We start from the raw sequence: 11,980 nt of genomic DNA, 5'->3' as shown, positions 1-11,980 counted from the left end.
GTACCTAGAACGGTGGTGCGTCGCAGGCTTCGGAGGCACGACGGCGTGCGTTACGGAGGCGAGCTCGGGTGGCGCGGCGCCAGGCGTGCTTGTACGCGGTAGCGGCTCTACGGCCGCCCCCGGAAGTGCACGCATCGGCCGGAGCTCGCGCAGTGAACCCGTCGCCGGGATCGGCCGGTTCGGGCGGAGCCTGGGCCAGGTGATCGCAGCGCAGTTCCGCCAGTTGCGGCACCAGCCACTGGTTGGGTGCGGCGGTGTCCACGCCGATCCCGCACCGAAGAGTCATGGACGTCCACACCGTGCCGTCCTCGGCCACCCACAGGTCGTCGACCCATCCCTCTTCTGGATTACGTTCGCCCAGAAAAGTCTTCAGCAGATGATGGGTCTTGCACTTGGGGCCGATATTGCAGAGACACGTCGGCCCGCCGGAAGCCGGGCAGACGTGATCGAATTCTTCGATGTGGTCGAGTTCGCAGTTCCAGGCCGGTCGTTCGCAGCCGGGGACGGTGCAGGTGGCGAACAGGCCGCGCACCAGATTGTCCAGGGCGGCGGTGGGCCGGTAGGGGTCGGCCGGTTGGCTGGTGTGGACGATCCGCGCGGGGCGAGGACGGTCCGGGTCCGGAGCTTGTTCGGTCAGGTCGTCCAGATCCAGGTCGCGCACGGTGGCGTCGTCGCGGCGGGCCAGATCGCGGGCGTGATCGGCGCTGATGGGACCGTAGCCGTCGAGGTAGGCGGGCTCGTCGTCGGCGCCGTCGAGCGTGGACTTCTGGCAGACCGCGTGGATGACGATCCGCGCCTGCCGGTCCGAGATCTCCTGCTCGCCCAAGGTGCTCACGCAGGTCGACGGGTCCGGGCACTCGCAGCGGAACGCCAGGCCGCGTAGGCGCGCGATCGCCGCGGCGGAGCGCCGCTGCCCCACGGTGCGCGGATCATGCGGGCAGACACCCTCGGCGAGGGCGTTGACGGCCGCTAGGGCGAGCTGGATCTCCTCCGCATCGGCGGTCACGTGGAGGCCGCCCAGCCCGTCCGGGTAGTCGCGGCCGGTGACATTCTTCCGTTTCTGTGCCTTCTCCCGGCGCCGCCGCACGGCGTCACCGTCGTGCCGGGTGACGATCCGGTCCGCGATCCTGCGGGCGCTGGCGTCGGAGATGTGTCCGGCGCCGGCGATGGCTTGGCAGAGGTCGGCATCGACCGCGGCGACCAACGCGGGATCGTCGACGATGTCGGTCCGGTCGACGACGGTGTCGAACATGGTCCGACTGACGATGCCCTCGCGAAGTAGCTGCGCCGTCTTCGGCAGACGCTCGGACATCGTGACGGCGCGACCGACCAGCGATCGTGCCTCCGAGTCGCGGACGGCGAACAGGACGGCGACTTCGGCGGTCGCGACGGTGTAGGGGTCGAACAGGTCCTTCTGCTCGCCGCCGCCGCGCACGGCATCGTCGAGCTTGGCCAACGCGATGTCGAGGAACTCACCGATCGCGGTCAGTTGCGCCCAATACAGATAGGACTGGCCACGATGCGCATTGGCGGCGAACAGCAACCAGTCGTGGCATTGCGTGCGCTCATCGTCGTCGGGCTCCGGTGGGACCATCCCCGCGGGGGAGAGGTCCACGCGATTCCACGGCGAGCTGCGATCGATGTGAACCATGTCGACCCCCTGCCGTATCGGATCACGCGCATCGGCTCATCTGTTCGATGGCTCTGTGGTCCACTTTACCGCACATCTCGGTGTGCGCAAGGGATTTCTCGAACTAATTTTCGACACTTTCCTGGAGCAGTTCGGTGGCTGCGGGGAGCACGATTTCGCAGCGATGGTCGATCTTGAGGGTGGCGAGGTCGTCGCCGCGGGTGCCGCCGCGATTGACGATCACGACGGGTTTGCCGTGCTTGGCGGCGTATCGAACGAAGCGCAGCCCGGACATCACGGTGAGTGAACTGCCTGCCACCAGGAGTGCATCGGCGTCGTCGACCATCGAGAAGGCTTGCGTCACAACGTCTTTCGGCGCCACCTCGCCGAAGTAGACGATGTCCGGCTTCAGCGTGCCGCCGCAGACGGGGCAGCCCACGGTGACGAAGTCGGCGGTGTCGTCGAGGACGGCGTCGGCGTCGGGCGCCACCTCGATGGCGCCGCGTCCGACGACGCGCTCACGGAATCCCGGGTTGGCCGCCTCGAGCGCCTCGTCGAGCCGGTGGCGCGACATCCGGTGCCCGCACTGCAGGCACACCACTCGGCCGTACGAACCGTGCAAGTCGAGCACGCGCCGTGAGCCGGCCTTGAGGTGGAGCATGTCGACGTTCTGGGTGAGGACGCCGGTGATCAGGCCCGCGTCCTCCAATTCGGCGAGGGCACGGTGGGCGGCGTTGGGCTCGCTGGCATCCATGTGCCGCCAGCCCAGGTGATTACGCGCCCAGTAGTGACGCTGGAAATCCGCCGAGCTCAGGAACATGTCGATGGTCATCGGCGTGCGGGCCGGTGACCCGGGGCTGCGGTAGTCGGGAATGCCCGACGGGGTGGACAGGCCGGCTCCGGTCAGCGCGAGTGTGCGCCGACCGGCCAGCAACTGTGCCAGCTCGCGACTGCGCCCGACCGGATCGGGGTCGGGCGCAGTCGGTGGGGCGGGGGTCCAGGCCGCGACGGAGCGCATGCTCCCATGGTGGCACAGGACCGGTGCACAGGGGTCAGGCGTCCACGCTGACCAGCGGATACACGCCGTTCTCGTCGTGCACCTCGGTGCCGACCACCGGCGGGTTGAAGACGCACAGCATCCGCATCGGGATGCCCTGGTCCACGGTCACCGTGTGCCGCTCGTGGCCGTCGAGCAGGTACATGGTGTCCGGCGCCAGGGGGTAGTCGACGCCGGTCTCCCGGTCGGTCAGGGTGCCGGTGCCTTCGATCAGCCAGACGGCCTCGACGTGGTTGGCGTAGTGGAACTCGTTGACCGAGCCGGGCTCGATCGTGGTCTCGTGGAACGAGAAACCCACTCGGTCGCCGCCGAGCACGATGCGCTTGGAGCGCCAGTGCCCGGCTGCGACGTCCCGGTCGGTCCCGGTGATCTCCTCGGTGGTGCGCACGATCATGCGGTCACCGCCTTCGGCGCCGGGTTCACCACGGCGACGGCCTCGCGCAGGATTGACAGTCCGTGGATCAGGTCGTCCTCGTCGATGGTCAGCGGCGGCAGCAGCTTGATCACCTCGTCGTTGGGACCGGAGGTCTCGGCCAGCAGGCCCGATTCGTAGGCGATCGCGCATGCCTCGGCGGCCAGGGAGGCCTCCTCGAACACCAGGCCGGCCACCATGCCGCGGCCGCGGTGGGACATGCCCGGGTGACGCGTGCAGATCTCGTCGAAGGCCTCGGCGATGATCGCGCCCTTGCGAGCGACGTCGCGGGTCAGTAGGTCGTCGGCCCAGAACTTGTTGAGCGCGGCGGTGGCGGTGACGAACGCCGGGTTGTTGCCGCGGAAGGTGCCGTTGTGTTCGCCCGGCGACCACACGTCCAGTTCCGGCTTCATCAGGGTCAGTGCCAGCGGGAGGCCGTAGCCGCCGATCGACTTCGACAGCGTGACGATGTCCGGGGTGATGCCGGCGAACTCGAAGGAGAAGAACTCGCCGGTGCGGCCGCAGCCCATCTGCACGTCGTCGACGATCAGCAGGATCTCGCGGTCGTAGCAGAGCTCGGCGAGCGCACGCAGCCACTCGGCGCGCGCCACGTTGACGCCGCCCTCGCCCTGCACGGTCTCCACGATCACCGCGGCGGGACGGTTCAAGCCGGAGCCCTGGTCGTCGAGCACGCGCTCGAACCAGCCGAAGTCCTCGACGGTGCCGTCGAAGTAGTTGTCGAAGGGCATCGGGGTGCTGTGCACCAGCGGGACGCCGGCGCCGGCGCGCTTGTTCGCGTTGCCGGTGACCGACAGCGAGCCGAGCGTCATGCCGTGGAAGGCGTTGGTGAAGCTGATGATCGACTCGCGACCGGTCACCTTGCGGGCGAGCTTCAGCGCCGATTCGACGGCGTTGGTGCCGGTGGGACCGGGGAACTGCACCTTGTAGTCCAGCTTGCGCGGCGCCAGGATCCGGTCCTGGAAGGTCTGCAGGAACTCACCCTTGGCGCGGGTCGACATGTCCAGGCCGTGCGTGATGCCGTCGCGCACCACGTAGTCGATCAGGGCGTCCTTGAGCGTCGGGTCGTTGTGCCCGTAATTGAGCGCACCGGCGCCGGCGAAGAAGTCGAGATACTGCTTGCCGTCGACATCGGTGATCCACGATCCGCTGGCGGTGTCGAACAGGGCCGGCCAGTTCCGGCAGTAGGTGCGGACTTCGGATTCGTATTTACTGAAAGTGGTGTCGTCCACGTGCGTTTCGAGTGTTGTCATCGTTCTATTCCCCTTTATGGAGTTGTCGTCCTGCATGAGCTCTGCGAGCCCGTAGAATTCCCCGGCCGGTGATTTCTAGCCTCGGGACAGGATGTACAGATCCTCTGGTTGGTGGGCATCCGGAAAGACGTCGGCGTCGAACAACGACTCCGATCGGATGTCGAGGCCGAGCTGCTCGGCGGCCGCGGCGAAGAGTCGCTGCGAGCCGACGTTGTCGGGACTGATGGTGGTGTGCAGGCAGGTCACCCCGGCCGTCTGGGCGCGGGTGAACAGGTCGGTCAGCATGCGGGCGGCGATTCCTGCGCCGCGTTGATCCGCATCGACGGCCACTTGCCAGACCATCAGCACGTTCGGCTGATCAGGTCGGCGATAGCCCGTCACGAAACCCACCGGATTTCCGGCGGATTCGGCCACGATCGACGTCTCGGCGAAATCGTGACACCAGAGCACATAGGCGTAGCTGGAATTCACGTCGAGCACGTGCGTGTCGCGAGCGATCTCCCACAATCTGATTCCGTCGTCGACCACCGGTTTCCGAAATTTCACTTCGGAGTCGCGGTGCTGCCTTGATTTCGGTATATCCGGATTCATGACGTTACCGACGTTAACGAGAACCGAGACCAATGTCAGGTGTGTCCCCGGAATGGGTGACGGATCGGCCGGTTCGTTACTGCTCAGCGGGTAAATGTGGGGTAAGTCACAATGGGTCCGGTCGGGCTTGTCGTCGGGGGCTTAGGATGGGTGCATCATGCCTCGAATCATCGCCGGATCGTTCCGTGGTCGCCGACTGGCGGCACCCGCTCAGAGCACCCGTCCAACCTCCGATCGCGTCCGCGAGGCGATCGCCTCGATGCTCGGTTCGCGGACCGATATCGCCGATGCGCGGGTGCTCGACCTCTACGCCGGCACCGGGGCCCTGGCGCTGGAGACACTGTCCCGCGGCGCCGGGCAGGCCGTGCTCGTCGAAGCCGACCGCAAAGCCGCCACGGTGGCGCGCGAGAACATCGCCCACTGCGGGGCCGGTGACCGGGCGCGCGTCGTGCAGCGCACCGCCGAGTCGTTCCTGGCCGCACCGTCGTCGGTGTTCGATCTGGTATTCCTCGATCCGCCGTACGCGCTCAGCGCCGACGCGGTGACCGCGGTGCTGGCGGCACTGCCACCGCACCTGGCGCCGGGGGCGTGGGTGGTCCTCGAACGCGCGAGTCGCGACGAGGATCCACGGTGGCCGGACGCGCTGGAAGAAGTCGCGCGCAAGGACTACGGCGACACCACCGTCACGCTCGCCCAGTTGGTGTAGCCCCAGTCGGTGTCGCCCCAGTCGGCATTGCAGCAGGTGGGTAAGGTCTGGGCTCATGAGTGCAGCTGTGTGCCCCGGCTCCTACGATCCCTTCACCCGCGGACATCGTTTCGTGGTGGAGAAGGCCGCTCAGCGGTTCGACCGCGTCATCGTCGCCGTGGTGGTGAACCCGAACAAGCGCGGCATGTTCACCGTCGACGAGCGCATCGCGCTGATTGAAGCCGACTGCGCCGATCTGCCCAACGTCGAGGTGCGGAGCTGGACCGGACTGCTGGTGGATCTGGTCCGCGAGGAGGACGCCACCACCATCGTCAAGGGCCTGCGGTCGGAGACCGACTTCGCCTACGAGGTGCCGATGGCCCAGATGAATCGCGAGCTCTCCGGCGCCGAGACCTTCTTCATGGTGACCGATCCGAAGTTCGCGCACGTCTCTAGTTCGCTGGTCAAGGAAGTGGCCAAGCTGGGTGGGGAGACCTCGCCGTACCTGTCGCCGGCCATTCACGCGGCGCTGATGGATCGCATCGAGGACGTCCGCTCGGTCTAAGGGGCGAATCGCGACACGCCCACGCGCCTCCCCAGTCACACGAACAACATTCGGCACAATGGCCTCAGAATTAACGACCAGGCCAGACTTTCGCTGCTGCGCCGGATTGGGGTAACCGTGTACCGCTGCTTCGAGGCAATGGAAGAACTGATCGCGATCGTCGAGGAGGCACGTAGCGTCCCGATGTCCGCGAATTGCGTCGTCCCGCGCGAGGCCGTGCGGGAGCTGCTCGCCGATCTGCGCGAGGCGCTGCCCATCGAGCTCGACGATGCGCAGGACGTGCTCGACGAGCGCGACTCGCTGATCGACAATGCCCGCGAGAGCGCCGACACCATGGTCACTACGGCCGAGCAGGACAGCCAGGCCATGATGGCGCAGGCCCGCGCCGAGTCCGACCGCATGCTGTCCGAGGCCAAGAGTCGTGCCGACCGCATGGTCGACGAGGCCACCGCCCACGCCGCGTCGATCCAGCAGAACGCCGCCGACGAAGCACAGCGCCTGCAGCACAGTGCCCAGCGCGAGCACGAGGCCGTCACCGGCCGCGCCCGTTCCGAGGCCGCCCGCGTGATCGAGGCCGGCAACGCGAACTACGAGAAGTCGGTGTCCGACGGCATCGCCGAGCAGCAGCGCCTGGTCTCCGAGGCCGAAGTGGTGATCGCCGCCAAGAGCGAGGCCGACCGCATCGTCGACTCCGCGTACGCCGAGTCCGATCGCCTGCGCGGCGAATGCGACGTCTACGTCGACGAGAAGCTGGCCGGCTTCGAAGAGGTGCTGACCGGCACGCTGCGTTCGGTGAACCGCGGTCGCCAGCAGCTGCGCACCGGTGCGGCCATGCACGACTACGTCGAGTACCCGCACCAGTACGAGCAGGGGCCGCGCGCAGCCGCCCCGATGGCCGGCTGATCGGAGTTTGGCGCGCACGCTAAAATGTGCGGCGTGAGCGCCTTGCCTAGCACCAGTCCCTATGTGATCGATGTGCGGAGTCTGCCGCGCCGCCCCGGCTCGATGATCGAGGTGGAGCGCACCGTCGTCGTTCCCGAGCGGATCGGCGCCGAGATGATCGGCATCGAGGCCGGCTCGGAGATCGACCTGACCCTGCGATTGGAGTCGGTGTCCGAGGGCGTGCTGGTCAGCGGCACCGCGAGCGCCGACCTCGAAGGCCAGTGCGGTCGTTGCCTGGAGCCGCTGTCCGACGGCGTCACGGTGTACATCACCGAACTGTTCGCCTACCCGGACAGCGTCACCGAGCAGACCACCGACGAAGAGGACGTGTCCCGGCTCGTCGACGACGAGGTGGACCTGGAACAGCTGATCATCGACCTGGTCGGCACTGAGCTGCCGCTGAGCCCGGTGTGCTCGGACGACTGCCCGGGCCTGTGTGCCGAGTGCGGTGTCCGCCTCGCCGACGCCGAGCCCGACCACGGACACGAGCAGATCGATCCGAGGTGGGCCGGCCTGGCCGGCCGGTTCGGTTCCGACTCGGGCGATGCGCCCGGGGACTCGTCGACGGAGTCGGTGGAGGGCCGGTAAGTCATGGCGCGTGTAGCCGACCCGACCGCGCTGACCGCCGCCCTCGGGGTGGAGATCGGTGCCGAACTCCTCACCATGGCGCTGACGCACCGCTCGTACGCGTACGAGAACGGCGGACTGCCCACCAACGAGCGGCTGGAGTTCCTCGGGGACTCGGTCCTCGGCGTGGTCGTCACCGAACGTCTCTACCTGGGCTTTCCCGATCGCCCCGAAGGTGAACTCGCCAAGATCCGCGCGAGCGTGGTGAACATGCACGCCCTCGCCGAGGTGGCCCGCGAGCTGGGCCCCGGCGGTCTGGGTGCGCACCTGTATCTCGGGCGCGGCGAAGAGCTGACCGGCGGCCGCGACAAGGCCAGCATTCTGGCCGACGGCCTGGAGTCGTTGCTGGGTGCGGTGTTTTTGGAGCACGGCATCGCGGTGGCCAAAGAGGTGGTGCTCCGGCTGTTCGAGCCGGTGATCGCCCGCTCCGGCGAGCTCGGTGCCGGCCTGGACTGGAAGACCTCGCTGCAGGAACTGACTGCGGCGCGCAATCTCGGTGTGCCGCAGTACCAGATCACCTCCACCGGGCCCGACCACGACAAGGAGTTCACCGCCGCTGCCGTGGTGAACGGCAAGGCGCGCGGATCGGGGACCGGTCGTACCAAGAAGGAAGCCGAGCAGAAGGCTGCCGCGTTGGCCTGGCGGTCCCTGAACGACGGCGCCGATCCTGCCGACTCCGGCGCGGCGGACGCGGGGGAGACGGGCGCGGGTGCCTGAACTTCCCGAGGTGGAGACCATCCGCCGCGGGCTGCACACGCACCTCGTCGGACGGCGGGTCACCGGGGTGCAGGTGCGGCACCCGCGCGCGGTGCGCCGTCACCTGCCCGGCGGACAGGATCTGGCAGATCGGTTGCGCGGCAAGCGATTCGACGACGTCGCACGTCGCGGCAAGTACCTCTGGCTGGACGCCGCCGACGCGGCCGACGACGTCGCGGTGGTGGTGCACCTGGGCATGAGCGGGCAGATGCTGCTCGCCGAGGCCGGTGCGCCGGACCCCGTCCATCTGCGGATCCGGGCCGAGCTCGACGACGGCAACGAACTGCGTTTCGTGGATCAGCGGACGTTCGGCGGGTGGCACCTGGACGAGTACACCCCGGAGGCCGAGGGCGGGCTGCCGGTGTCGATCGCGCACATCGCCGCCGACCCGTTCGACCCCGCCTATGACCCCGCTGCGGTGATAGAAGTGTTGCGCCGCAAGGACACTGAGATCAAGCGGGCGCTGCTGGACCAGACGGTGGTCTCCGGCGTGGGGAACATCTACGCCGACGAAGCCCTGTGGCGGGCGCAGTTGCATGGGCGTCGTCGTACCAAGGGCATTCCGCGCGCCGGCTTACTGTCGTTGTTGGATCAGGCCCGGATCGTGATGGCCGAGGCGATCACCGTGGGCGGCACGTCGTTCGACGAGCTGTACGTGAACGTCAACGGCGAATCGGGATACTTCGACCGGTCGTTGAACGCGTACGGACGGGAGGGCGAGGAATGCCCGCGCTGCGGGACCCCGATGGTCCGCGAGTCGTTCATGAACCGCAGCTCGTTCTTCTGTCCCCAGTGCCAGCGGCCTCCTCGCCGCCGATGATCGATCGCGAGAAAGAAGCGGCAGTGGGAAGTGCATCGAACCCGCACTATCTCGACATCGACGGGGAGGGGCCGTCGCCGACGACCAGCCACCCGAATTATGTTGCGGCGGTTCCGGATTGGTTTTGGAGCGAGGACGACCCGCGTGCGCCGTTCGGCACCGATGACGGGCACGACACGTTCAGCGCGCTGCAGACGTACTTCGCTGACGGCGGCCGCGATCGAGATGTTCCCGGTTTCGTCGCGCGCCCGATCTCGGGCTGGGATCTGGTCTCGGACGCTATTTGGGACGGCGCAACGGGAGCGGTCATCGCCTGACTCGACGCCGATGCGGTCCACGCCCGTTTCCTCCACGGTCAGATCGACGCGTACGTCGCGGCGGCATGTGGTCAGTTCAAGATCTCGGGTGGGATCCACCCGTCGCTGCGATCTTCGGCCGAGCGTGCCTTGACGCTCATGGAGCTTGCTCTGGTTCCGTGGGCGCAGAAGACCGTCGGCTCGGAGACCGACTGGTACGACGAGAAGGTCGCCGCCACTCGCGCGGTCCTCGCGGCCGCCCCGGAGCCGGCTGAGGAGAGCTAGCCGTGCGGTTCTGGACCCGCCGACCCGATCAGGCAACAGACTCCAGGACCGGTTGTCCGATGTGTCCGAGTACGGCGGTCGAGGCCGGACTCTGGGAGACCGATAGAGTCGGGCGCGAGCAGCGCGCAGGTGACCTGACGCCGCTTGCTGAAGGACATTCTCCAAGCGGGTAGACCAGTGAAAGCGGGAAACATGACGAACGCAGCACAGCGCCGGGCAATCGCGGTGGTGGCCGGGCTGGGAGCGGTGGTTCTGGTGGCGACCGGTTGCAGCAGCAGCGATTCGTCGACGGCGTCGACCACTGCGTCCTCGGCTTCGTCGGTCGCCGAGGCGCCGGTTTCCAGTAGTTCGGTTTCCAGTACTGCCGTGACCGAATCAGAGAAGCAGACGCCGACGACGTCCGCACAGGGCAGCCCTTCGACGATCACAGTGACGGGCGTCGCCGGTCGTGAGGCGACGATGACTGGTCCGATCGCCGCGCGCTATACGTCGACCACCGAGACCGAGAAGAAGATTCTCGGACTGCCGCTGACCGGTGACCACAACGCCGGAACTCGGGACAGCGGGGTGGTGTTCCAGCAGTTCGAGGGTGGCGTCATCACCGCGGTCAATGCGAACGCCGGGACCCCGGCCTACCTCACCTGGGGCAAGATCCGCGACGCCTGGAACGTCGAACGAGATGCCCAGGGCAAGCCGGTTTCTCTCGGAACGAACGGCTCGGCCGGTCCTCTCGGGCCGGTGACCAGCGATGTGATCACGACTGGAGACGTGCAGTCGGCGACCTTCGAGAACGGCACTGTCAGCTACAACACTGCGACCAAGAAGGTGACGGTCATCGTCAACGGCAAGCAGGTCCCCGCGGGCCTCTAGTCGTGACCTAGAAGTGTTGCGCCGCAAGGACACTGAGTGTCGCGGCGCTGCCGGACCAGACCGTGTTGTCCGGCGTTGGGAGCGTTGGTCTGTTCAGACGACAGTCGGCTGCTGTCGGTGGACTCCGCTAAATTGCCCCCATGACCACAGGCAAAGCCGTCGCGTCCACGACGAAGTTCGAGCAGACGTTGCAGGCGTCGACACAGCTACCGGGCGTACGGATCGACCGGAACGCATTCCTTAAGGCCGAGTTGCAGAGGTTCTGTACACCCGAGCAGATTGCGTGCGCGATCGCGTCCACTCCCGCGGAAGCAGGCATTCCGCTGAGCGTGATCGACGAGGTCGCGAAGAGCGTGATCAATTACGAGACGGCTAAGGTGACGACGATCTCGGCGGCGGCTGGGCTGCCAGGTGGTTTCACCGCCATTGCTACTGTCCCGGCGGACATCGCCCAGTACTACGGCCATGTCCTGCGGGGGTGGTGCAGAAGCTCGCCTACCTGTACAGCTGGCCCGACCTGTTCGACCCGAACGGTACGGGACTCAATGCAGCGACTCAGAGCATGCTCACTCTGTTCGTTGGCGTGATGTTTGGCGTGAACGCGGCGCAGGCCGGGGTTTCGCAGTGTCGGCGCTGATGGCCAAGCAACTGCCGAAGCAGGCGTTGACCAAGGGGACGATTTACCCGATCGTCAAGAAGGTCTCCGAGCTGCTCGGGGTCCGGATGACGACGCAGATTTTCGCGAAGGGCGCCTCCAAGGTGGTTCCGGTCGTTGGGGCCGTCGTCTCGGGTGGGCTGACCTTCGCGACATTCAAGCCGATGTCCAAGCGCCTGCAGGGACACCTGCGGTCTTTGCCGCTGACTCATCCGAACCTGGCTGCCCAGCAGGCTTTCGGGTCTGCTCCTGTGGCTCCAGCCAAGGAGCGAAGTTGGAAGCGCAAGATTTCCCGTAGCGCTTCATAAGTTGGGCGCCTGAACGCGAACTGTGGCACGTGTAGTCGCACATTGTCCGTGGGAACCGGCCACCTGCTGGTAGGCCTTCATGATTCGGATAGTGCCCCTTGGGGTGGTGGACTTCGGATCGGGCGTAGAGTCACGCGTTCTGATCAACGAGTCGTTGTGAACGCTATGCGATTTGGGCTTGCGCGTCCAGGAGTGCGGCGGCCTTGTCCT

Annotated in this window: 16 protein-coding genes; 11 read left to right on the top strand and 5 right to left on the bottom strand. The window is 67.0% G+C overall.

Annotation, left to right across the window (positions count from 1 at the left end; all coding sequences use genetic code 11):
* Positions 1–4 precede the first annotated feature (4 nt).
* The 5 genes from ABD989_RS10660 to ectA form a co-directional block, all read right to left on the bottom strand.
* Positions 5–1,651 (bottom strand): HNH endonuclease signature motif containing protein, encoded by a 1,647-nt coding sequence (locus tag ABD989_RS10660; protein WP_345313479.1) that lies wholly within the window; start codon positions 1,649–1,651, stop codon positions 5–7.
* 103 nt (positions 1,652–1,754) lie between these two features.
* A complete protein-coding gene (locus ABD989_RS10655; protein ID WP_345313478.1) occupies positions 1,755–2,648 on the bottom strand; it encodes a Sir2 family NAD-dependent protein deacetylase in 894 nt (297 codons plus the stop codon).
* 34 nt (positions 2,649–2,682) lie between these two features.
* Positions 2,683–3,081 (bottom strand): ectoine synthase, encoded by a 399-nt coding sequence (locus ABD989_RS10650; RefSeq protein ID WP_345313477.1) that lies wholly within the window; start codon positions 3,079–3,081, stop codon positions 2,683–2,685.
* Positions 3,078–4,370, bottom strand: a complete 1,293-nt coding sequence (ectB, locus tag ABD989_RS10645; protein ID WP_246995347.1) for a diaminobutyrate--2-oxoglutarate transaminase — start codon at positions 4,368–4,370, stop codon at positions 3,078–3,080. The genes ABD989_RS10650 and ectB overlap by 4 nt, the downstream gene beginning before the upstream one ends.
* Before the next feature lie 75 nt (positions 4,371–4,445).
* On the bottom strand, positions 4,446–4,961 hold the full coding sequence (gene ectA, locus ABD989_RS10640; protein WP_246995349.1) for a diaminobutyrate acetyltransferase: 516 nt from the start codon (positions 4,959–4,961) through the stop codon (positions 4,446–4,448).
* A gap of 157 nt (positions 4,962–5,118) precedes the next feature.
* Between ectA and rsmD the strand changes: the two genes are divergently transcribed.
* From rsmD to ABD989_RS10585, 11 genes are all read left to right on the top strand, one after another.
* Positions 5,119–5,667, top strand: coding sequence for a 16S rRNA (guanine(966)-N(2))-methyltransferase RsmD (gene rsmD / locus ABD989_RS10635; RefSeq protein ID WP_246995351.1), 549 nt, complete (start codon positions 5,119–5,121; stop codon positions 5,665–5,667).
* A 55-nt stretch (positions 5,668–5,722) separates the two neighbouring features.
* The gene (gene coaD / locus ABD989_RS10630) at positions 5,723–6,211 is read left to right on the top strand and encodes a pantetheine-phosphate adenylyltransferase (protein WP_246995353.1); all 489 of its coding nucleotides are present in this window, start codon (positions 5,723–5,725) and stop codon (positions 6,209–6,211) included.
* A gap of 117 nt (positions 6,212–6,328) precedes the next feature.
* Positions 6,329–7,114: a DivIVA domain-containing protein gene (locus ABD989_RS10625; protein ID WP_345313476.1), complete on the top strand. Its 786-nt coding sequence runs from the start codon at positions 6,329–6,331 to the stop codon at positions 7,112–7,114.
* Positions 7,115–7,138: 24 nt separating this feature from the next.
* Positions 7,139–7,741: a YceD family protein gene (locus ABD989_RS10620; RefSeq protein WP_425556521.1), complete on the top strand. Its 603-nt coding sequence runs from the start codon at positions 7,139–7,141 to the stop codon at positions 7,739–7,741.
* Between the two features lie 3 nt (positions 7,742–7,744).
* Entirely contained in the window at positions 7,745–8,497 is a 753-nt protein-coding gene (rnc, locus tag ABD989_RS10615; RefSeq protein WP_246995357.1) for a ribonuclease III, read from the top strand.
* Positions 8,490–9,356, top strand: a complete 867-nt coding sequence (gene mutM / locus ABD989_RS10610) for a bifunctional DNA-formamidopyrimidine glycosylase/DNA-(apurinic or apyrimidinic site) lyase (protein WP_246995359.1) — start codon at positions 8,490–8,492, stop codon at positions 9,354–9,356. The genes rnc and mutM overlap by 8 nt, the downstream gene beginning before the upstream one ends.
* Positions 9,353–9,673 (top strand): hypothetical protein, encoded by a 321-nt coding sequence (locus ABD989_RS10605; protein WP_345313475.1) that lies wholly within the window; start codon positions 9,353–9,355, stop codon positions 9,671–9,673. The genes mutM and ABD989_RS10605 overlap by 4 nt, the downstream gene beginning before the upstream one ends.
* A gap of 138 nt (positions 9,674–9,811) precedes the next feature.
* Positions 9,812–9,937: a hypothetical protein gene (locus ABD989_RS10600; RefSeq protein WP_345313474.1), complete on the top strand. Its 126-nt coding sequence runs from the start codon at positions 9,812–9,814 to the stop codon at positions 9,935–9,937.
* A gap of 366 nt (positions 9,938–10,303) precedes the next feature.
* Positions 10,304–10,807 (top strand): LGFP repeat-containing protein, encoded by a 504-nt coding sequence (locus ABD989_RS10595; RefSeq protein WP_345313473.1) that lies wholly within the window; start codon positions 10,304–10,306, stop codon positions 10,805–10,807.
* A gap of 140 nt (positions 10,808–10,947) precedes the next feature.
* Complete coding sequence (locus ABD989_RS10590) at positions 10,948–11,394, top strand: hypothetical protein (protein ID WP_345313472.1); 447 nt, start codon at positions 10,948–10,950, stop codon at positions 11,392–11,394.
* Between the two features lie 49 nt (positions 11,395–11,443).
* Complete coding sequence (locus ABD989_RS10585) at positions 11,444–11,770, top strand: hypothetical protein (protein ID WP_345313471.1); 327 nt, start codon at positions 11,444–11,446, stop codon at positions 11,768–11,770.
* The last annotated feature ends 210 nt before the right edge of the window (positions 11,771–11,980 follow it).

The organism is Gordonia alkaliphila (assembly GCF_039542465.1).
GTDB classification, from domain to species: domain Bacteria; phylum Actinomycetota; class Actinomycetes; order Mycobacteriales; family Mycobacteriaceae; genus Gordonia; species Gordonia alkaliphila.
This window is presented reverse-complemented; position numbering and strand designations above follow the sequence as displayed.

Excerpts from the sequence above, each read along its gene's own strand:
- ABD989_RS10660 (WP_345313479.1), bottom strand. The coding sequence starts at position 1,651 with ATGGTTCACATCGATCGCAGCTCGCCGTGGAATCGCGTGGACCTCTCC.
- ABD989_RS10655 (WP_345313478.1), bottom strand. The coding sequence starts at position 2,648 with ATGCGCTCCGTCGCGGCCTGGACCCCCGCCCCACCGACTGCGCCCGAC.
- ABD989_RS10650 (WP_345313477.1), bottom strand. The coding sequence starts at position 3,081 with ATGATCGTGCGCACCACCGAGGAGATCACCGGGACCGACCGGGACGTC.
- ectB (WP_246995347.1), bottom strand. The coding sequence starts at position 4,370 with ATGACAACACTCGAAACGCACGTGGACGACACCACTTTCAGTAAATAC.
- ectA (WP_246995349.1), bottom strand. The coding sequence starts at position 4,961 with ATGAATCCGGATATACCGAAATCAAGGCAGCACCGCGACTCCGAAGTG.
- rsmD (WP_246995351.1), top strand. The coding sequence starts at position 5,119 with ATGCCTCGAATCATCGCCGGATCGTTCCGTGGTCGCCGACTGGCGGCA.
- coaD (WP_246995353.1), top strand. The coding sequence starts at position 5,723 with ATGAGTGCAGCTGTGTGCCCCGGCTCCTACGATCCCTTCACCCGCGGA.
- ABD989_RS10620 (WP_425556521.1), top strand. The coding sequence starts at position 7,139 with ATGTGCGGCGTGAGCGCCTTGCCTAGCACCAGTCCCTATGTGATCGAT.
- rnc (WP_246995357.1), top strand. The coding sequence starts at position 7,745 with ATGGCGCGTGTAGCCGACCCGACCGCGCTGACCGCCGCCCTCGGGGTG.
- ABD989_RS10605 (WP_345313475.1), top strand. The coding sequence starts at position 9,353 with ATGATCGATCGCGAGAAAGAAGCGGCAGTGGGAAGTGCATCGAACCCG.
- ABD989_RS10600 (WP_345313474.1), top strand. The coding sequence starts at position 9,812 with ATGGAGCTTGCTCTGGTTCCGTGGGCGCAGAAGACCGTCGGCTCGGAG.
- ABD989_RS10590 (WP_345313472.1), top strand. The coding sequence starts at position 10,948 with ATGACCACAGGCAAAGCCGTCGCGTCCACGACGAAGTTCGAGCAGACG.
- ABD989_RS10585 (WP_345313471.1), top strand. The coding sequence starts at position 11,444 with ATGGCCAAGCAACTGCCGAAGCAGGCGTTGACCAAGGGGACGATTTAC.